The 19,232-nt window shown below is 57.4% G+C and carries 15 protein-coding genes and 1 tRNA gene; 4 read left to right on the plus strand and 12 right to left on the minus strand.

Annotation, left to right across the window (positions count from 1 at the left end):
• Positions 1 to 289 precede the first annotated feature (289 nt).
• The 8 genes from mgrA to dibA form a co-directional block, all read right to left on the minus strand.
• A complete protein-coding gene (mgrA, locus tag AC1ME2_RS12725; RefSeq protein WP_480441607.1) occupies positions 290 to 1,327 on the minus strand; it encodes an L-glyceraldehyde 3-phosphate reductase in 1,038 nt (345 codons plus the stop codon).
• 49 nt (positions 1,328 to 1,376) lie between these two features.
• Positions 1,377 to 3,377, minus strand: a complete 2,001-nt coding sequence (betT, locus tag AC1ME2_RS12730; RefSeq protein ID WP_480441608.1) for a choline transporter BetT — start codon at positions 3,375 to 3,377, stop codon at positions 1,377 to 1,379.
• A 224-nt stretch (positions 3,378 to 3,601) separates the two neighbouring features.
• Positions 3,602 to 4,570, minus strand: coding sequence for a sulfate/molybdate ABC transporter ATP-binding protein (locus tag AC1ME2_RS12735; protein WP_480441609.1), 969 nt, complete (start codon positions 4,568 to 4,570; stop codon positions 3,602 to 3,604).
• A 3-nt stretch (positions 4,571 to 4,573) separates the two neighbouring features.
• On the minus strand, positions 4,574 to 5,446 hold the full coding sequence (gene cysW / locus AC1ME2_RS12740) for a sulfate ABC transporter permease subunit CysW (RefSeq protein ID WP_480441611.1): 873 nt from the start codon (positions 5,444 to 5,446) through the stop codon (positions 4,574 to 4,576).
• Positions 5,447 to 5,458: 12 nt separating this feature from the next.
• Entirely contained in the window at positions 5,459 to 6,277 is an 819-nt protein-coding gene (gene cysT / locus AC1ME2_RS12745) for a sulfate ABC transporter permease subunit CysT (protein WP_480441612.1), read from the minus strand.
• A gap of 91 nt (positions 6,278 to 6,368) precedes the next feature.
• Positions 6,369 to 7,376 (minus strand): sulfate ABC transporter substrate-binding protein, encoded by a 1,008-nt coding sequence (locus AC1ME2_RS12750; protein ID WP_480441614.1) that lies wholly within the window; start codon positions 7,374 to 7,376, stop codon positions 6,369 to 6,371.
• A gap of 76 nt (positions 7,377 to 7,452) precedes the next feature.
• Complete coding sequence (oscA, locus tag AC1ME2_RS12755; RefSeq protein WP_322218840.1) at positions 7,453 to 7,635, minus strand: sulfur starvation response protein OscA; 183 nt, start codon at positions 7,633 to 7,635, stop codon at positions 7,453 to 7,455.
• Between the two features lie 195 nt (positions 7,636 to 7,830).
• The gene (gene dibA, locus AC1ME2_RS12760; protein ID WP_480441617.1) at positions 7,831 to 9,750 is read right to left on the minus strand and encodes a phosphodiesterase DibA; all 1,920 of its coding nucleotides are present in this window, start codon (positions 9,748 to 9,750) and stop codon (positions 7,831 to 7,833) included.
• Positions 9,751 to 9,906: 156 nt separating this feature from the next.
• On the opposite strand from dibA, the gene desA reads away from it, so the two are divergent.
• Complete coding sequence (gene desA / locus AC1ME2_RS12765) at positions 9,907 to 11,091, plus strand: delta-9 fatty acid desaturase DesA (protein WP_480441618.1); 1,185 nt, start codon at positions 9,907 to 9,909, stop codon at positions 11,089 to 11,091.
• A 140-nt stretch (positions 11,092 to 11,231) separates the two neighbouring features.
• Positions 11,232 to 12,221: a GGDEF domain-containing protein gene (locus tag AC1ME2_RS12770; RefSeq protein ID WP_480441619.1), complete on the plus strand. Its 990-nt coding sequence runs from the start codon at positions 11,232 to 11,234 to the stop codon at positions 12,219 to 12,221.
• 76 nt (positions 12,222 to 12,297) lie between these two features.
• Here AC1ME2_RS12770 and AC1ME2_RS12775 read toward each other — a convergent pair whose 3' ends face one another.
• The 3 genes from AC1ME2_RS12775 to gabD all read right to left on the minus strand — a co-directional run bounded on the left by AC1ME2_RS12775 (position 12,298) and on the right by gabD (position 16,506).
• On the minus strand, positions 12,298 to 13,509 hold the full coding sequence (locus tag AC1ME2_RS12775) for an HDOD domain-containing protein (RefSeq protein WP_480441621.1): 1,212 nt from the start codon (positions 13,507 to 13,509) through the stop codon (positions 12,298 to 12,300).
• 133 nt (positions 13,510 to 13,642) lie between these two features.
• A complete protein-coding gene (gabT, locus tag AC1ME2_RS12780) occupies positions 13,643 to 14,923 on the minus strand; it encodes a 4-aminobutyrate--2-oxoglutarate transaminase (protein ID WP_480441623.1) in 1,281 nt (426 codons plus the stop codon).
• Positions 14,924 to 15,063: 140 nt separating this feature from the next.
• Positions 15,064 to 16,506, minus strand: a complete 1,443-nt coding sequence (gene gabD / locus AC1ME2_RS12785; protein WP_480441625.1) for an NADP-dependent succinate-semialdehyde dehydrogenase — start codon at positions 16,504 to 16,506, stop codon at positions 15,064 to 15,066.
• 352 nt (positions 16,507 to 16,858) lie between these two features.
• On the opposite strand from gabD, the gene AC1ME2_RS12790 reads away from it, so the two are divergent.
• Positions 16,859 to 16,935: transfer RNA gene (locus AC1ME2_RS12790), tRNA-Arg, on the plus strand.
• A gap of 229 nt (positions 16,936 to 17,164) precedes the next feature.
• Here the strand turns inward: AC1ME2_RS12790 and AC1ME2_RS12795 are convergent.
• A complete protein-coding gene (locus tag AC1ME2_RS12795) occupies positions 17,165 to 17,608 on the minus strand; it encodes a hypothetical protein (RefSeq protein WP_480441627.1) in 444 nt (147 codons plus the stop codon).
• A 243-nt stretch (positions 17,609 to 17,851) separates the two neighbouring features.
• Between AC1ME2_RS12795 and AC1ME2_RS12800 the strand changes: the two genes are divergently transcribed.
• Positions 17,852 to 19,132 carry a bifunctional O-acetylhomoserine aminocarboxypropyltransferase/cysteine synthase gene (locus AC1ME2_RS12800; protein ID WP_480441629.1) on the plus strand — a complete coding sequence of 427 codons (1,281 nt, stop codon included), beginning with the start codon at positions 17,852 to 17,854 and terminating at the stop codon, positions 19,130 to 19,132.
• Positions 19,133 to 19,232 lie beyond the last annotated feature (100 nt).

The raw sequence follows: 19,232 nt of genomic DNA on the forward strand, positions 1-19,232 counted from the left end.
GAGTTTACGACTGCTATGGTCGGACGCGACCCCGGACCGATTCGCAACCTTCGGCAGCTCCTACAGGGGGTTAGCGTTTGGCTGAAAATTAAATAACATTTATGCTTTATTTTTCAATGAGTTACAGGTTGTTTGATAGGAGCCAACTTGTTGGCGAGGCAATCAACGTCTCGCCAACAAGACTGCGCGTCCCGGTTGCTCCTACAGAAGGTTCTTAGCCTGTGTGGGACCGAATTCATTCAGGAAACAGGCGACGCGGTGTGTCAGACACACCGCTTCACAATCCCCGTCACTGATCAGTCGACGGCTTTTCCCAAAGATTGATTCCGCCTTCAACAGCGAAGCGGTCGATTTCGGCCAGCTCTTCGCTGCTGAACGTCAGGTTTTTCAAGGCCCCGACGTTTTCGATGATTTGCTCTGGGTGACTGGCGCCGATCAGCGCCGAGGTCACGCGTGGATCACGCAACGTCCAGGCCAGCGCCATCTGCGCCAGACTCTGGCCACGACGCTGGGCGATTTCATTGAGGGCACGCACGTGAGCGATATTGCTCTCGGACAGGTGCGATGCCTGCAATGATCCACCGCCCGGGCGGTTGACCCGCGAATCCTTCGGCACGCCATTCAGGTATTTGTCGGTTAACAAACCTTGCGCCAGTGCCGTAAAGGCGATGACGCCAGCACCGAGTTCTTCGGTGGCGTCCAGCAGATCCTTTTCTACCCAACGGTTGAGCAGGTTGTAGGACGGCTGATGAATCAACAGCGGTACTTTCCACTCGTTGAGTAACGCCGCCATTTCGCGGGTTTTCGCTCCGGAATAAGACGATATGCCGATATACAGCGCCTTGCCTTGCTGCACCGCGGTGGCCAGTGCGCTGGCAGTTTCTTCCAGCGGGGTCAGCGGGTCGAAACGGTGCGAGTAAAAGATATCGACGTATTCGAGCCCCAAGCGCTGCAAGCTCTGATCGAGGCTGGCCAGCACGTATTTACGCGAGCCACCGCCCTGTCCGTAAGGCCCTGGCCACATGTCCCAGCCGGCTTTGCTGGAGATGATCAGCTCATCACGGTAGTGCTTGAAGTCTTCGCGCAGCAGGCGCCCGAAGTTGATCTCGGCGCTGCCGTAGGGCGGCCCGTAGTTGTTGGCCAGGTCGAAGTGGTTGATGCCCAGATCGAACGCAGTGCGCAGCAGTGAGCGTTGAATGTCCATCGGCGTGCTGTCGCCGAAGTTGTGCCACAACCCAAGGGATAAGGCAGGCAGAACCAGCCCGCTGCGGCCAACGCGGCGATACGGAATAGCGTCATAACGGTTTTCGGCAGCGATATAAGTCATGGAATCCTCTCTCGTTAAAGGTGCAAGGGGGGCGCAGGCGTTTTCTGCCTCAACGCACCAAATGCAGGAACTGCATGTGTCGCTCGTACTGGTCGAGAATGTCGTTGATCACTTGCTCCTTGGTGTAGCCCACCAGATCGTAATCCTGGCTGCCCTCACTCAAGTGAACCTCGGCGCGGTAGTAGCGCCGGTTATTCGAGTTCTTCGAGCCCATGCCCGCTCGGGCGAACGACGGCGTGAAATAGCCGCGCATCATCACTTGATAGATGAAAGGGTGCTCTTCGCCATGGCCGATCTCCAGGCTGACGCTGTCGTTGCTCGGATCGGGTTGAGCCATTACCTTCAGGCCCTTCTCGACGAACACCGCCGTCACCTCTTCGATAGCCGGGCGCACCGTCTGTTCAAGGAAACGATAGACCTCATCGCGTGACGGAAAGTGCACCGCCTGGCTCAAACGCTGTCGCCATCCACCACGCCCGAGGCGCGAACCGGACACCGGCGCCAGGGAGTGCAACTGGGCGATTTGCCGCTGCGACTCCAGATAGAAAGCCTTGTGCAGCCCCCACATCATCAGCAGCAGAATCAGCGAAAACGGCAGCGACGTCAGCACCACCGCCGATTTCAGCGAGTCGATACTGCCGGCAAATAATAACCCGCTGGTAATCAACGCCGTCGCCACGCCCCAGAATACCCGCAGCCATTTCGGCCCATCCTCGTCGGCATTACCGCCACGCGCGGACAGGGTCGACAGCACCACGGTGCCGGAATCCGCCGAGGTCACGAAGAACACAAAACTGATGAACACCGTCACGGCAATAACGGTTTTACTCCACGGGTAGTTTTCCAGCAGCAGGTAGAGGGTCATCGAAGGGTCGTCGATGGCAGATTGCCCAAGTGCGACCATGCCGTGATTGAGCACCTGGTCGATGGCGCTGTTACCGAAAATCGACATCCAGGCCAAGGTGAAACCCAGCGGAATCAGGAGCACGCCGCAAACGAATTCGCGGATGGTGCGGCCACGGGAAATACGCGCAATAAACAGCCCGACAAAGGGCGACCATGCAATCCACCACGCCCAATAAAATACCGTCCAGTTACCCAGCCAGTCGCCGGTTTTGTCGTAGGCGTAAACATCGAAACTCTTGGCGGGCAACGCGCCCAGGTAATCGCCGATGTTCTGCACCAGAGTGTTTAGCAAGTGCTGGGTGGGGCCGGCAAACAACACAAACAGCAGCAGCGCGCAGGCCAGCAACATGTTGATGTCAGACATGACGCGCACGCCTTTGTCCACGCCCGCGATGGCCACCAGAATCGCAGCGCCCATCATCAGGGTGATCAAACCCACCTGAATCCATTGGGTATGCGGCACACCGAACAGGTAGTCGAGGCCTGAATTAAGGTGTAATACGCCGAAGCCCATGTCGGCGCCCAGCCCGAACACCGTGGCAATGATGCCGAAGCCATCCACCGCATAGCCAATCGGGCCGTTGATACGTTTACCGATCAGCGGATACAGCGCAGAGCGCAAGGCCAGCGGCAGGTTGTGCCTATAGGCGAAATACGCCAGCGCCATGCCAACGAACGCGAATACGCCCCAACCATGCAAACCCCAATGCAGAAACAGCAGTTGCATGGCCTGCCGCGCCGACTCCGTGGTGCCGCCCTCGCCCTGCGGCGGTTGCAGCATGTGGGTCAGCGGTTCTGAAACGCAGAAGAAGAACAGGGTGATGCTGATCCCGGCAGCGAACAACATGCCCGCCCAGGACAAATAACTGAACTCGGGCTCGTCGTGGTCGGCACCGAGCTTGATCTTGCCGTAGCCAGACAAGGCGGTAACCACCACGAAGACCAGATACAGGGTCATCGCCAGCATGTAGTACCAGCCGACCGTGTTGGCCGCCCAGTTTTGCGCCGCCAGCAACCACTCGCCGGAGCGCTGCGGGAAAGCAATCACCAACACCCCAAACAGCAAAATGAAACTCGCCGCGAAGTAAAAAACGGGCGGATTCATCCGGACTTGGCCGCTGGCTTGCGGGGTAGGCGCACTCATAGGGACTGCGCCTCATGAGGGAGGGAAGTAACGGGGGAAAACGAACTCAAGGGGTAAGCCTCCTGTTGTGAGCGGGCAGCGAACCACCAGTTTTAACTTGAACGAACGGTCAAGTTAAACATGAATGGTCTTGCGAGGACTAATCCGCAGGCCAACTGCCGCTCGCTCACATAGAGGTATGACGCAGGGTTGACGGTGATCGTTCCGCCCACCCTCCGTCGCTGTCAGACCTTAGGCTTGAAGAATACAGTCTCGCCACGGGCCAGACCGATCAGGCTGTCGTGGTCTTTTACCACCTCGGCTTCGATCAACTCGTTTTGGCCTTCGACCTTCAAGGTCACGCGAGTGGTGGCGCCCAATGGACGTATATCTCGGACTTCGGCCGCGTGATGGTCTTCCAGCTCATGCCGCGACAACGACACCTCATGCGGACGGAACAGCACGTGGTTATCGTCGCCCAGGTGCAAGCGGTTCGAGTCGCCCAGGAAGTGGTAGACGAAATCGCTGGCCGGGTTTTCATACACCTCGCCCGGTGAGCCGATTTGCTCGATCACGCCCTTGTTCATCACCACGATGCGGTCTGCCACTTCCATGGCTTCTTCCTGGTCGTGGGTCACGAAGACCGAGGTCAAGTTGATGTCTTCGTGCAGGCGCGCCAGCCAGCGGCGCAGCTCTTTACGAACCTTGGCATCCAGCGCGCCGAACGGTTCATCGAGCAGCAGCACTTTAGGCTCGACCGCCAACGCACGGGCCAGCGCGATACGCTGACGCTGACCGCCGGACAACTGCTCCGGATAACGGTCCGACAACCAATCGAGCTGCACCATGTTCAGCAGTTCGTGAACTTTGACCGCGATCTGACTTTCAGTCGGGCGCTGGTTTTTCGGTTTCATGCGTAGACCGAACGCGACGTTGTCGAACACCGTCATATGGCGAAACAGTGCGTAATGCTGGAACACGAACCCGACATTGCGATGACGCACATCGTGCCCGGAGACGTCTTCTCCGTGGAAAGCGATGGTGCCCTGATCGGGGGTTTCCAGGCCGGCAATAATGCGCAGCAAGGTGGTTTTGCCACAGCCTGACGGACCCAGCAGGGCCACCAGTTCACCGCTTTGAATGTCCAGATTGATTGAGTTCAGAGCCTGGAAGGCGTTGAAACGCTTGCTGACATTACGGACTTCGATCGACATGAATTATTCCTCCGCCGCACTTTGGCGCAGACGGGTAATGCGCGATTCGCTCCACTGCTTGAGCAGCAGGATGAACAGCGCCAGGATCAGCAACAGGCTCGCCACGGCAAACGCTGCGACGTGGTTGTATTCGTTGTAGAGGATCTCGACGTGCAGCGGCAGGGTATTGGTGACCCCGCGGATGTGCCCGGAAACCACCGAGACCGCGCCGAACTCACCCATGGCCCGGGCGGTACACAGCACCACGCCATAGATCAAACCCCACTTGATGTTCGGGATCGTGACATGCCAGAACATCTGCCAGCCGTTTGCGCCCAACAACCGCGCCGCCTCTTCTTCCTGCGTGCCTTGTTCCTGCATCAACGGGATCAGCTCGCGAGCAACGAACGGCACGGTGACGAAAATCGTCGCCAGCACGATGCCTGGCAAGGCGAACACGATCTGGATGTCATGGTCCTGCAACCACGGCCCGAAAAAGCCTTGAGCGCCAAACATCAGGACGTAGACCAGACCTGCAATCACGGGCGACACCGAGAACGGCAGGTCGATCAGGGTGACCAGCATACTTTTGCCGCGGAACGAGTACTTACTCACGCACCAGGCCGCGCTGACGCCGAACACGACGTTGAGCGGTACCGAAATCAGCACGGCGATCACGGTGAGCTTGAGCGCCGACAACGCGTCCGGCTCAAAGATCGCAGAGAAGAACGCGCCCAGTCCGTTTTTCAGCCCTTGGGACACCACGATAAACAGCGGCAGCCCTAGAAACAGGATAAAAACCAGCCAACCGAGGCCGATCAGAATCCGCCGCGACACGGCATTGCCACGACGGGCAGCGTTAGCGGAGGCGGCGGCAGAAACAGTTGAGTAGGACATGCTGTGCCTCCTTTAAGGGGTTTCGATGCGGCGCTGCAGCAGGTTGACCAACAGCAGCAGGACGAAAGAAACCACCAGCATCATCACGCCGATGGCCGTGGCGCCGGTGTAGTCGTATTGATCAAGCTTGACCATGATCAACAGCGGCAGGATCTCGGTTTTCATCGGCATGTTGCCGGCAATGAAAATTACCGATCCGTACTCGCCGACACCCCGGGCAAAGGCCAGGGCGAACCCGGTCAGCCATGCGGGGAGCAGGACCGGCACCAGAATATAACGGAACACCTGCAACGGCCTCGCGCCCAGGCAGGCGGCGGCCTCTTCGACTTCACGCGGGAAATCGGCCAACACCGGCTGCACCGTGCGCACCACGAACGGCAGCGTGACAAAGGTCAGGGCCAATGTGATGCCTATCGGGGTGTAAGCGATCTTGAAGCCCAAGTCTGTGGCGAACTGCCCTATCAGCCCCGTCGGCGCATACAGCGCAGTCAGGGCGATACCGGCGACAGCAGTAGGCAGCGCGAATGGGAGGTCGATCATCGCGTCGATGATCTTGCGGCCAGGGAAGGTGTAACGCACCAGCACCCAGGCCAGCAGTGTGCCGATCACGCCATTAATAATGGCGGCGTAGAGCGCGGTACCAAAACTCAGCTTCAGGGCCGCAATCACCCGCGGTGCGGTGACGATGGCCCAGAATTGATCCCATGTCAGTTGGGCGGCATGGATGAACATGGCCGACAACGGGATTAGCACAATCAAGCTGAGGTACACCAAGGTGTAGCCCAGTGTCAGCCCGAAGCCGGGTATGACGGGGGAAATACGACGCGACATAGAAGTCCTTGGTTAACGCACGAAGCCCGGAAACGAATCCGGGCTAAAGGCCAAACTCGGCGACACGCTTTTCAACGCATCGCTGCACAGGTTATTGCGCCTGGTAAATTTGGTCGAACACGCCACCATCATTGAAAAATTTCGGTTGCGCAGTTTTCCAGCCACCGAAGTCTTTGTCGATAGTCACCAAGTCCAGTTTCGGGAACTGCTTGGCGTATTTGGCCGCAACCTCAGCGTTACGTGGACGATAGAAATTTTTTGCGGCAATTTCCTGACCGGCCGGGCTGTAGAGATGCTCCAGGTAAGCGGTGGCGATTTCGCGGGTGCCTTTCTTGTCTACGTTTTTGTCGACAATCGATACGGGCGGTTCGGCCAGAATCGACAGCGAAGGTACGACAATGTCGAACTTGTCCGCGCCGCCATCTTCCTTCAGGGCCAGGAAGGCTTCGTTTTCCCAGGCCAGCAACACGTCACCCTGACCGTTGTTGACGAAGGTAATGGTCGAGCCACGAGCGCCAGTGTCCAGAATCGGTACGTGTTTGAACAAGGTCTGTACGTATTCCTGCGCCTTGGCTTCGCTACCACCGGCCTTTAGGCCATAAGCCCACGCGGCCAGAAAATTCCAGCGAGCGCCACCAGAGGTTTTCGGGTTCGGGGTGATCACCGAGACGTCCGTCTTGATCAGGTCGCCCCAGTCCTTGATGCCTTTGGGGTTGCCCTTGCGTACCAGAAACACGATGGTCGACGTGTAGGGCGTGCTGGCATCTGGCAGGCGGGTTTGCCAGTTTTCGGGCAGGCTCTTGCCGATCCTGGCTATTTCGTCGATATCCCCGGCCAAGGCCAGGGTCACTACGTCAGCACGCAGACCATCGATCACCGCACGTCCCTGCTTGCCCGAGCCGCCATGGGATTGCTGGATCTTCACGGTGTCATCTGCATGGGTTTTCTTCCAGAAGCTGATGAACTCAGCGTTGTAATCCTGGTACAGCTCACGCGTCGGGTCGTAGGACACGTTGAGTAGCTCAATGTCCTTGGCAACGGCAGAACCTGCAAAAACAGCACTGGCGAGCGCGACCAAGGCAAAACGACGGATACGCATGATGAAGCTCCTGGACAATTTTTTGTATTGGCTTTTTTATGGGTCGAGCTCATCTCCCTGCTCTTACATCCGCAGATCAACTGGTCTTGTTGCTCGGGGTCTGCAGGCGGAATTTTTCTTTGCGCTCGATCTGTACCACTTGTGCGTTGTGCACAGTGATTTCCACTGCACCGAAGCGCAGATCGCGCAATGCACTCTGAATTTCGCGCAGGATGCTTGCTTCGTCCTGGCCGTCAACGCTACGTAGAGATGCGCTCATGGTCCTGCTCCTAGATAAGAGGTGCCTGCAGTGGCAAGTCGCGGGCGACTGCGTGTGGCGTGGAGGCAATCTTAAAGAGGCGCGGTTATTCTTAAAAATACTATTTAAGAATGCAGATATAACAAAAAGGCATTAATGGGCTTTTCCCTGCACTGGAGCGCATTGCGCGGTTCCAGTAGCCTGAAACCCGGGGGTTCAGGACAACGTCAATACGTGTTGCAAATCCAGCTGTTCCGCCGACTGCGGACGGCCAAACCAGTAGCCCTGCCCCAGTTCACAATGGTTTTCCAGCAAAAAACTCGCCTGCTCGGCGCGCTCGATACCTTCAGCCAACACGCGCATACCCAAGGTATTTGCGAGTGCAATGATCGCCCGAACAATGGCCACGTCATCTTCGTCATGGGGTAACCCGGCGACAAAACCCTGATCGATTTTCAGCATTTGAACCGGCATGCGTTTGAGCCGAAGTAGCGATGAATAGCCCGTACCGAAATCATCGATGGCCAGTCGCAGGCCCAACTCACGCAGGCGATGTAGCTGTTCGATGGCTGAGTCCGGGTCTTCCATTACCGCGCTTTCAGTGACTTCCAGTTCCAGGCAGCTCGGATCAAGCCCCGTATCATGCAGCACCTGCGCGACGTGCTGGTATAGATCCGCACGACCAAACAACCGGCTGGAAACATTCACCGCGATGAAGTCGAGGCCGACCCCTGCTGTGCGCCACTGACTCATCTGCTCGCAGGCATGCGTCAACACCCACGCGTCAATATCGCCGATCAATCCGCTCTGTTCGGCAATCGGAATAAACTCCCCGGGCGACACCAACCCACGCTCGGGATGCTCCCAGCGTACCAACGCTTCGACCCCCACCATACCGCCGCTGTGGAGGTCATGTATCGGCTGATAAAATACCCGCAGCTCGTCGTGGTCGATGGCACGACGGAGTTCGCTGGCCAACTCGACCCGCTGCTGCGCATGCGCTGTCAGCTCTTCGGTATATAAGGCATAACCTTCCCTACCTGCGCTTTTGGCCTTGAAGAGTGCCGAATCTGCGTTACGCAACAGCTGTTCGGCATTCAATGCGTCATTGGGAAACAGGCTGATACCCACGCTGGCGCTGATAAACAGCTGATGCCCCTCAAACACGAACGGCTTTTTCAAACCCTCGATCACGCTCTGAGCCAATGCTGCGGCCTGCGCCACCTGCTGACAGTTCTCTGCCAACACGGCGAACTCATCTCCCCCCAGTCGAGCCAGGGTAATGCCACTGCTGAACAACGTAGTCAGCCGCTCAGCAACAATTTTGAGCACCTGATCGCCGATACCATGCCCAAGGCTGTCGTTGATGTTCTTGAAGTGATCCAGATCGATCAGCAATAACGCACAGCCGCGCTTGCTGGCCTGGGCGTGCGCCAAAGCCTGCTCGGTACGGTCGGTAAACAACAGGCGATTTGGCAAACCGGTCAAGGGATCGTAGTGCGCCAGATGCACCAATTCGCGCTGCGAACGCTTGATGGCGGTGATGTCTGAAAACACGGCCACGTAATGGCTGATTTCGCTGTTCTCATCCTTGATGGCGCGGATGCTTTGCCATTGCGGAAAAATTTCGCCGTTTTTACGACGGTTCCAGATTTCACCGCTCCATTGGCCGCTGGCGTGCAGCGCCTGAAACATAGTCTGGTAGAACTCTGGCCCGTGGCGGCCAGACTTGAATTTTTTCGGGTTAATCCCGAGCACTTCTTCTTCCTTGTAACCGGTAATCTCCATGAAGGCCCGATTCACATGGACGATCGAACCGTGACTGTCAGTGACCACGACACCTTCGCGCGTGCAATCAAATACCGCTGCTGCCTGGCTCAAGCGCTCCTGGTCCTGCTTTTTCAGCCCTGCTCGAGCAGCTGCGGCCATACAGCCGAGGAGCCGGGTGCGGGCGAAAAAAATCAGCACAGCGCTGAAAATCAGCCATACATAGCCATTTACCAACTGCCATTGGTCGAAACGAGCCTGATCCTGAATCAGATGCCGGAGCGAGGCATTGCTGATCTCAAGCCACAAAGCCGACACCAGCGCGTAAAGCAGGGCCGTGCGCAACGCATTGCGAGAAGAAACTGACATAAAAATAGAAAAACCTTACTAAATGCGCGGATTATAGAGTAGAAACATTCAGCGACTCTTATCTAAAAGCGCGACTGGTTTTATCGGCTGGGTCGGTGATAATGCGCTGCTGCTTTTATATTCATCGAGCATTTTTTATCGAGGGCAACACATTTTATGTGGAACAACGGTCTACTTGATCTATCAGTGTGGCAACTGGTAGCAACCACTTTGTTGATGACCCATGTGACCATTGTCGGCGTCACGGTCTATCTACACCGCTACTCCGCCCACCGTGCGCTAGAACTCAACGCGGGGCTCAAACATTTTTTCCGCTTCTGGCTGTGGCTCACCACGGCCCAGAATACGCGTGAGTGGACCGCCATTCATCGCAAGCATCACGCGAAATGCGAGACCGTCGACGATCCGCACAGCCCTGTGATCAAAGGTCTGTCTACTGTACTGCGCAAAGGCGCTGAGTTGTATCGCGCCGAAGCGCAAAATCCGGACACACTTCGCATCTACGGCAAAAACTGTCCCGAGGACTGGATCGAACGCAACCTGTACAGCCGCTTCCCGACCTTGGGGGTCTCCATCATGGCGGTGATCGACCTCGCATTGTTCGGCGTGATCGGTATCACCGTATGGGCGATCCAGATGATGTGGATTCCCTTCTGGGCCGCCGGCGTCGTCAATGGTCTTGGCCATGCCGTGGGCTATCGCAATTTCGAATGCCGTGATGCGGCGACCAATCTGGTGCCGTGGGGCATCCTGATCGGCGGTGAAGAACTGCATAACAACCATCACACCTACCCGAACTCCGCCAAGCTGTCGGTCAAGAAGTGGGAATTCGACATGGGCTGGGCCTGGATCAAGGTCTTCAGCTTCTTCCGTCTGGCCAAAGTTCAGCGGGTGGCGCCTATCGCCCACCGGGTCGAGGGCAAGGGTCATGTGGACATGGATACTGCCATGGCTATTCTCAACAATCGTTTCCAGATCATGGCCCAGTACCGCAAGCTGGTAATCGCGCCACTGGTCAAGCAAGAGCTGTCCAAGGCCGATGCGTCGGTACGCCATCAGTTCCACCGCGCCAAGCGTCTGCTTTCCCGAGAAACCAGCCTGCTTGATGACAAGCATCATCTGCACATTCAAACCATGCTCGAACACAGCCAGGCATTGAGAGTGATCTACGAGAAGCGTTTGGCGTTGCAACAGATCTGGCTAAAAACCAGCAGCAACGGTCACGACATGCTCGCGGCAATCAAGGAGTGGGTTCACGAGGCCGAAGCCAGCGGCATCCAGTCCCTGCGCGAGTTCGCCAACCAATTGAAAACCTACTCGTTGCGACCTGCCGCCGTCTGACACCGTTGATCGGCGCGCCCCGTCCGGGAGCGCGCCAGCCGGAACTTCATCCCCTTCTTTGCTCTCTGTATAAGCAGCTCACTATGGTGGTGGGTGCAGTTGTGGCTGTGCGCCGCACATCTTCTTGAGATGCAGTGCCCATGGACAAACAGACGCCCCTTAGCCAGACACCCCCTGCCAATCTGCCGCCCTCTGCGGAAATTCTCCTCGCGCTGATGCATGCCCAAGCCGAAGTCGCACGCCTGAGCGAGCGCGAAAAGCTTTTCAGCGCTCTGCTGGTCAGTGTCAATGCGGTGCTATGGGCGTTCGATTGGGAAACCCAGCAGATGATTTACGTCAGCCCGGCCTATGAGCGGATTTTCGGTCGTTCGGCAGGTTTGTTGCTGGCCGACTACAACGAATGGCGCGACAGCATCTACCCCGATGACCTCGACTATGCCGAACGCAGCCTGACTCAAGTGCTGGACAAGGGCTCCATCGAAGACCGCGAATACCGGATTATCCGTTCCGACGGGCAGGTTCGCTGGCTGAGCGACAAGTGTTTTATCAGTCGCCAAGAGGTCGGGCAGCGCCTGATCGTCGTGGGCATCGCCGAAGACATCACCGAGAAAAAGCAGCTTGAAGGCGAACTCCAACGTCTCGCCACCACCGACGTGCTCACCCAGAGCAGCAACCGCCGCCACTTCTTCGAATGCGCCCAGCGTGAGTTCGAACAGGCGCGTTTGCAGGACTTGCCCTTGGCGTTTTTGCTGCTGGATATTGATGATTTCAAGCGGGTCAACGATACATACGGCCATCAGGAAGGCGATCAGGTGCTGCAACGTATCGCCGAGAGTGGACGTTCGGCCCTTCGTCGGGGCGATGTGTTCGGACGTATCGGAGGGGAAGAGTTTGCCGCCGTGCTCCCTGGCTGCACACCGGACATGGCCAAGCAAATCGCCGAGCGGCTGCAACGGGAAATCCAGCGATTGAGCTTTCAGTGCAACAATCAGGCATTCGGCATCACCATAAGTCAGGGCCTGACCAACCTGCGCGACGACGACCTCGGCCTGGAAGTCCTCTACGCACGGGCCGATGCCGCGATGTACCAAGCCAAGCGTCAGGGCAAGAATCAGATTGTTTGGGTCTGAGCAGCCCCCACAGAAAACCTGCAAACCCTGTGTGAGCGAATTTATTGCCGAAAACGGTCTGTCGGCCAACGAAGACTTATATCTTGCGCAACCGCACCAGCTCCGGCGTCCCGATTTTCAATAGCCGGGACGCTTTACTGTTGGCCAGCGCCTCGACGCCCTCTTCCGACCCGAGCAGTGCCAATTGCGCGGCCACGTTCATCGCCAGTGCCTCGCGCGAGTACACACCGCCGCCGAAGTGATAGGCCGCCGCAATCAACTCCCGCAGTTCCAGCGGCAAGCGCCAACGCGTGCGCAGTGCCGAGCCGAATCCAGCACCGAACTGCTTCAGCGACTCGCTCACCGCCGGCTCATCCAGTTCACCGCCAGCCAGCATCCAGTCCTGCAAACAACGCAACACTGTCAAATCGCCCAGACTGTAGAGCAAACCCGCACAAAAGCAGCGCTCCTGGTCCAGCCCCAGCGAGCGCGCAATAGAGCGGGCGTATTCAGCGGTGCTGCGCGACAGCGCCCAAAAGTGTTGAGCGTGGGTGATCAGCCTTTCGTCCGTCAGCCCCGCATTACGCTTCATGACCAGACCGAGGAGCAGATTGACGCTCTGCGTAGGGCCTAACGCCTGCAGCGCCTGCGGCAAGGTCTGCACGGTTGTACCCAAGTGCTGCGCCGCACTGTTGGCGGCAGCGATCAAGACTGCGGTGACGTGTGGGTCAAAACGCAGCTCCTGCTCCAGCAGTTTCAAATCCACGCCCGTAGGCCCCTGACTGCGACTCAGCGCTTGATGCACATCCACCAGCAAGGGTGCGCCTTCCGCGATTTCCCGGCGACTGTCGAGAAAACTCGACAGGCTCAAGCCAGGTGCCAGCGCAGGAACTTTATAGACGATTGGCCCGCTCGCGCTAAGCAACAAATCCTCCAGGCGCTGGCGCAGGCTGTCCATGTTCAGGGGCTTGGTCAAGTAAGCAGTAGGCGCCAGCGGCAATGCCTCGCGCACGCTTGCACTGTCACTGCGGCTGCTGAGTAGAAAAAATGGCAAGGCAGGCTGCTGCCGTTGTTGGCGCACGCCCCACAACAGGCTCAAGCCATCTGTACCCGGCAGCTCCCAAGCGGCGATCACCAGATCGGGTTGCTGTTGATTCAACCAGTCCTGCGCCTGCTGCCCGTCACTGCACACTTTCAGATCAGCATCACAGCGCACGCTCAGGACTAAGTCGGTCAGCATGTCGCGCACCCAGGGGTCCGCCTCGGCGATCAAAACGCGGGGTGCAACAGGTAATTCAACAACGCTCATTCCGAGCTCTCCGACAGCGATACCCGCACTTTATCCAAACAATCCGTGGGGATATAGGCGCTAAGCGCAAATGCTTGTCCTAAAACGAAAAAAACCCGCCGAAGCGGGTTTTTTCTGTCTACTTACTCACATTCTATGCGAGTTCGGCGAAGCACTCTTCGATGATCGCCAGACCCTTGTCCAACAGCTCATCAGGAGCCGTCAGCGGTACCAGAACGCGCAATACGTTGCCGTAAGTACCGCACGACAGCAAGATCAGACCCTTGTCGCGCGCTTTGGCTACAACCTGAGCCACCGCCGCAGCGTTCGGCTTGTGCGGGTCGCCGCCTTCGAACAGCTCGACCGCAATCATCGCACCCAGGGCACGAACTTCACCGATCACCGGATACTTGGCTTGAATCGCACGCAGGCCAGTCACCAGATGCTCGCCAACCGCTTTGCAACGGTCCAGCAGGTGCTCTTCTTCAAACACTTCCAACACGGCCAGCGCCGCTGCGCAAGCAATCGGGCTGCCAGCGTAAGTGCCGCCCAGGCCACCTGGAATGATGGCATCCATGTATTCGGCTTTGCCGCATACGCCAGCCAGTGGGAAACCGCCGGCGATGGACTTGGCGAAGGTGGTCAGGTCGGCAGAAACGCCCATCTGTTCCATCGCGAAGAACGTACCGGTACGGCCAGCGCCAGTCTGCACTTCGTCCGCGATCAGCAGAATGCCGTGCTTGTCGCACAGGGCACGCAAACGAACCATGAACTCTTTCGGCGCGACGTAGAAACCGCCTTCGCCCTGAACGGGTTCGATGATGATTGCAGCGATATCACGTGGCTCGGCATCGTTCTTGAAGATGCGTTCGATGCTGGCGATGGAATCGTCAACGGTCACGTCATGCAGTGCACACGGGTACAGTGCGCGGAAGATACCGCCTGGCATCAGGCCCATACCGGCCGAGTAAGGCACGACTTTACCGGTCAGACCCAAGGTCATCATGGTACGGCCGTGGTAAGCGCCCGTGAATGCGATGACGCCGGCACGGCCAGTGGCGGCACGGGCGATTTTTACAGCGTTTTCTACCGCTTCGGAACCGGTGGTCACCAGCAGGGTTTTCTTCTCGAAATCACCTGGCACCTTGGCGTTGATCTTTTCGCACAGCTCAACGTACGGTTCGTAGGCCAATACCTGGAAGCAGGTGTGAGTCAGCTTGGTCAGTTGCTCTTGCACGGCCGCGATAATTTTCGGGTGCAGGTGACCGGTGTTCAGTACCGCGATACCGCCAGCGAAGTCGATGAACTCACGACCTTCAACGTCGGTAACAGTAGCGTTCTTCGCGGAAGCCGCGAAGATCGGGTGGATCTGGCCCACGCCGCGCGGAACAGCGGCATTGCGGCGTTTCATCAAGGATTCGTTGGTCTGGCTCATGATTTCCTCATTCACCGCTCATCGGGCGGCGCAGTTCAAGGATTAAGCAGTCGGGTGGCAGTTGCAGCAGCATACGATGATCGACTGCTGCAACGTTCCAACTACAGGTGGAATTACGTGTCGCTACTGTGCTGACAGAATTAGATGCCCAGGCACAGGTACTTAATTTCCAGATAATCTTCGATGCCGTACTTGGAGCCTTCACGACCCAGACCCGACGCCTTGATGCCGCCAAACGGAGCGACTTCGTTGGAGATCAGGCCCGTGTTGACGCCGACCATGCCGTATTCCAGCGCTTCAGAAACACGGAACACGCGGCTAAGGTCACGGGCGTAGAAGTACGACGCCAGACCGAATTCGGTGTCGTTGGCCATCGCAATCACTTCAGCTTCATCTTTGAAGCGGAACAGTGGAGCCAACGGGCCGAAGGTTTCTTCCTTGGAGACAGCCGCATCTTTAGACACGTTGACCAGAATGGTCGGCTCGAAGAAGTTGCCTTCCAGGCTGTTGCCGCCAGCCAGCACGGTTGCGCCTTTGCTGATGGCGTCAGCAATGTGTTCCTTGACCTTGGCCACGGCTTTTTCGTCGATCAGCGGACCCGTAGTGGTGCCCTCTTCCAGACCGTTACCGATCTTGAGCTTGGACACCGCGACTTTCAGCTTCTCGGCGAACACGTCATAGACGGCGTCCTGCACGTACAGGCGGTTGGCGCAGACGCAGGTCTGGCCGTTGTTGCGGTACTTGGAGATGATCGCGCCTTCGACGGCCTTATCCAGGTCGGCGTCGTCGAACACGATGAACGGCGCGTTGCCGCCCAATTCCAGGGACACTTTCTTGATGTCCTTGGCGCATTCAGCCATCAGTTGGCGACCGACTTCAGTCGAGCCAGTGAAGGACAATTTACGCACAATCGGGTTGCTGGTCAGTTCGCCGCCGATGTCGCCAGCACTGCCGGTGACAACGCTGAACACACCATTCGGGATGCCCGCACGGTGTGCCAGTTCAGCCAACGCCAAGGCCGAGAACGGAGTTTGCGAAGCCGGTTTCAGAACCATGGTGCAGCCAGCAGCCAACGCTGGACCCGCTTTACGGGTAATCATCGCTGCCGGGAAGTTCCACGGCGTAATCGCGGCGGTCACGCCGATTGGCTGTTTGATCACAATCAGACGCTTGTCTGGCTGGTGACCAGGAATCACATCGCCGTAGATGCGCTTGGCTTCTTCAGCGAACCACTCGATAAAGGAAGCCGCGTAAACGATCTCACCCTTGGCTTCAGCCAGCGGCTTACCCTGTTCCAGGGTCATCAGGCGAGCGAGGTCGTCCTGGTTTTCAATAATCAGCTCAAACCAGCGACGCAGCTTGTTCGCACGATCCTTGGCGGTCAACGCACGCCAGGCCGGCAGCGCCTTGTTAGCAGCTTCGATCGCACGACGGGTTTCAACTGCGCCCATCTTCGGAACAGTCCCGAGGATCTCATTGGTAGCCGGGTTGTTCACTTTGATCGTCTGACCATTGTCCGAATCCAGCCAAACGCCATCGATAAAGGCTTGCTGACGGAACAATTGGGTGTCTTTAAGCTGCATGTCGGTCTCCTAAACAGCACCGCGCACGCGCGGAGCGAATTTTTTTGTTTGTTCAAAGGCGCCTATATAAGGCTGCCGTCAGGAAATCATTCACCGTACTCAAGCACAAATAGCGCACTGATCGTAGAACGTGCGGTTGAGCACTCAGCCAAAAGCGTTTGAAATCTCAAACGAATCCTAGGGTCTGCGGGGGTAAAGGACAATAGTCTGTTCGAAAAAAAGAACGAAAACGGAGTTTAGGTGATTAATTTCAGATCAACGTCACGTTCACACCCGGTTACGTGCAAAATCAACAACAGCGCTCACCAGCATGGACGCCCGGCAGCCAGATGAGTATCATGGCGCCCGCATTGCACCAGTAGCTCAGCTGGATAGAGTACTGCCCTCCGAAGGCAGTGGTCGTGGGTTCGAATCCCGCCTGGTGCACCAAATTGATGTTTCGACCTGTCATTGACAGCCTACGAAACACCCCGAGAAGCCCGCCTTGTGCGGGCTTTCTTGTTTTTGCCTTGCCACCGATTGACTGTAGGAGCTGCCGAAGGCTGCGATCAGTCGATATCGCGAAGGTCGTTCCGACCTTATCGCAGCCTTCGGCAGCTCCTACCATTTAGGGTGGGAGTAGCATTGAGTTCGCCTCGCGAGGAGATTTATTCGGAAATCAAACGCTGGACGACGCCAACGCGTCCCACGTCTGAATGAGGCCGAGCAGATGAATCAGGCCAAAGGCCAAACAAACCGCAGAGCTGACCACAATGAACCGGGTGCTGCGGCCCGTGCCTGCCAACGCGAGCGGCCCCACAATCCCGCGCAGTAAATACACCAGAGTAATGGCACATAACGCCGGGCGCAGTAACGGCAATTGGTCGATCACGCCAGCGCCGGACAAGGCATAGGCGGCCCAACAGAACAGTACGAGAGAGATGGCTGCCGTGACCACGGCCGGATAAATTCGCCCAGCTTGAGCTGCACGCACGAAACGATTGCCTGCACCAAACAACCGGTACCATCGCGGGCCTGCAATGATGACGCCGATATGCAGCGCCGCTGCGGCCGCGCTAAGTCCCGCGCCGATCATGAAAGCCAGATTATGTCCGTTACCCACCTTACCGCTCCTGGATAGACGCAGCCTTCTAAAAACAACCTTCCGGGAGTTTCTAGCAAAGTGCGATAGTTCATCAATAACAGTCACAGATTCCCGTGCACGCTTGAGCATACCCGGGCAGGCTTCGGCACGCTTGCCAATACCTTCCAGACCTACGCTGTCCGTTCTCCCCTCAGCTTGACTACCGCTCTAGCTCAACACATTCTCCGGGTCCACCTACGACTCCTGAAGGAACGAGAGAGCATGAAACTGGAAACCATGGCTATCCACGCTGGCTATAGCCCCGACCCGACAACAAAGGCAGTAGCGGTACCGATCTACCAAACCGCGTCCTACGCATTCGATGATACCCAGCATGGTGCCGATCTGTTTGACCTGAAAGTCGCAGGCAATATTTACTCGCGCATCATGAACCCTACCAACGACGTGCTCGAAAAGCGCGTTGCAGCCCTGGAAGGGGGTGTCAGTGCCTTGGCGGTCGCCTCGGGTATGGCGGCTATTACCTATGCGATCCAGACCGTGGCCGAAGTGGGTGACAATATCGTCTCGGTGGCCAAGCTTTATGGCGGGACTTACAACCTGTTGGCGCATACCCTGCCACGCTTTGGTATCCAGACGCGTTTCGCAGCCCATGACGACATCGCGGCGCTTGAGGCGCTGATCGACGACAAGACCAAGGCGGTCTTCTGCGAGTCCATTGGCAACCCGGCTGGCAATATTATCGACATCCAAGCACTGGCCGATGCCGCCCACCGGCATGGTGTGCCGCTGATCGTCGATAACACCGTTGCCACGCCCATCCTTTGCCGCCCCTTCGAGCACGGTGCCGACATCATCGTGCACTCGCTGACCAAGTACATCGGCGGACACGGCACCAGCATCGGCGGGATCGTCGTCGACTCCGGCAAATTCCCATGGGCGGACAACAAGGAACGTTTCCCCCTGCTGAACACGCCCGACCCGTCCTACCACGGCGTGACCTACACCGAAGCCTTCGGCCCAGCAGCTTTCATCGGGCGCTGCCGGGTAGTGCCACTGCGCAATACAGGAGCGGCATTGTCGCCATTCAACGCTTTCCTGATCCTGCAAGGCCTGGAAACGCTTGCGCTGCGCATGGAGCGCCATACAGAGAATGCACTTAAAGTCGCGCACTATCTCAATGCTCATGACCAAGTAGCCTGGGTGAAATACGCCGGGTTACCCGACCATCCAGAGCATGCACTTGCCTTGCGTTATACCGGCGGCAAGCCCGCATCGATCCTCTCGTTTGGCATCAAGGGCGGACAGGAAGCCGGCGCACGCTTTATCGACGCCTTGAAACTGATCGTGCGTCTGGTCAACATCGGTGATGCCAAATCCCTGGCCTGCCATCCTGCTTCCACCACTCATCGCCAGTTGAACGACGAAGAGCTGGAAAAAGCCGGCGTACCCAGGGATATGGTCCGACTCTCGATCGGCATCGAGCATTGCGATGACATCCTCAGCGACATCTCCCAGGCCCTGGAGGCCGCGGTTCTCCGGTAACCGTTTCAAGCTGAAGACTGATGTTTAGCGTAAGTCCCGGAGCTCAAAATCGAATAAATCCCATCAAGGCAGCTTGAGTCGTTCAAGGCCTGATGGGATT

It is taken from the genome of Pseudomonas sp. ASL9 (assembly GCF_056680335.1).

Excerpts from the sequence above, each read along its gene's own strand:
- AC1ME2_RS12800 (WP_480441629.1), top strand. The coding sequence starts at position 17,852 with ATGAAACTGGAAACCATGGCTATCCACGCTGGCTATAGCCCCGACCCG.
- cysW (WP_480441611.1), bottom strand. The coding sequence starts at position 5,446 with ATGTCCTACTCAACTGTTTCTGCCGCCGCCTCCGCTAACGCTGCCCGT.
- oscA (WP_322218840.1), bottom strand. The coding sequence starts at position 7,635 with ATGAGCGCATCTCTACGTAGCGTTGACGGCCAGGACGAAGCAAGCATC.
- AC1ME2_RS12735 (WP_480441609.1), bottom strand. The coding sequence starts at position 4,570 with ATGTCGATCGAAGTCCGTAATGTCAGCAAGCGTTTCAACGCCTTCCAG.
- mgrA (WP_480441607.1), bottom strand. The coding sequence starts at position 1,327 with ATGACTTATATCGCTGCCGAAAACCGTTATGACGCTATTCCGTATCGC.
- betT (WP_480441608.1), bottom strand. The coding sequence starts at position 3,377 with ATGAGTGCGCCTACCCCGCAAGCCAGCGGCCAAGTCCGGATGAATCCG.
- desA (WP_480441618.1), top strand. The coding sequence starts at position 9,907 with ATGTGGAACAACGGTCTACTTGATCTATCAGTGTGGCAACTGGTAGCA.
- AC1ME2_RS12770 (WP_480441619.1), top strand. The coding sequence starts at position 11,232 with ATGGACAAACAGACGCCCCTTAGCCAGACACCCCCTGCCAATCTGCCG.
- gabD (WP_480441625.1), bottom strand. The coding sequence starts at position 16,506 with ATGCAGCTTAAAGACACCCAATTGTTCCGTCAGCAAGCCTTTATCGAT.
- cysT (WP_480441612.1), bottom strand. The coding sequence starts at position 6,277 with ATGTCGCGTCGTATTTCCCCCGTCATACCCGGCTTCGGGCTGACACTG.
- AC1ME2_RS12775 (WP_480441621.1), bottom strand. The coding sequence starts at position 13,509 with ATGAGCGTTGTTGAATTACCTGTTGCACCCCGCGTTTTGATCGCCGAG.
- gabT (WP_480441623.1), bottom strand. The coding sequence starts at position 14,923 with ATGAGCCAGACCAACGAATCCTTGATGAAACGCCGCAATGCCGCTGTT.
- dibA (WP_480441617.1), bottom strand. The coding sequence starts at position 9,750 with ATGTCAGTTTCTTCTCGCAATGCGTTGCGCACGGCCCTGCTTTACGCG.
- AC1ME2_RS12750 (WP_480441614.1), bottom strand. The coding sequence starts at position 7,376 with ATGCGTATCCGTCGTTTTGCCTTGGTCGCGCTCGCCAGTGCTGTTTTT.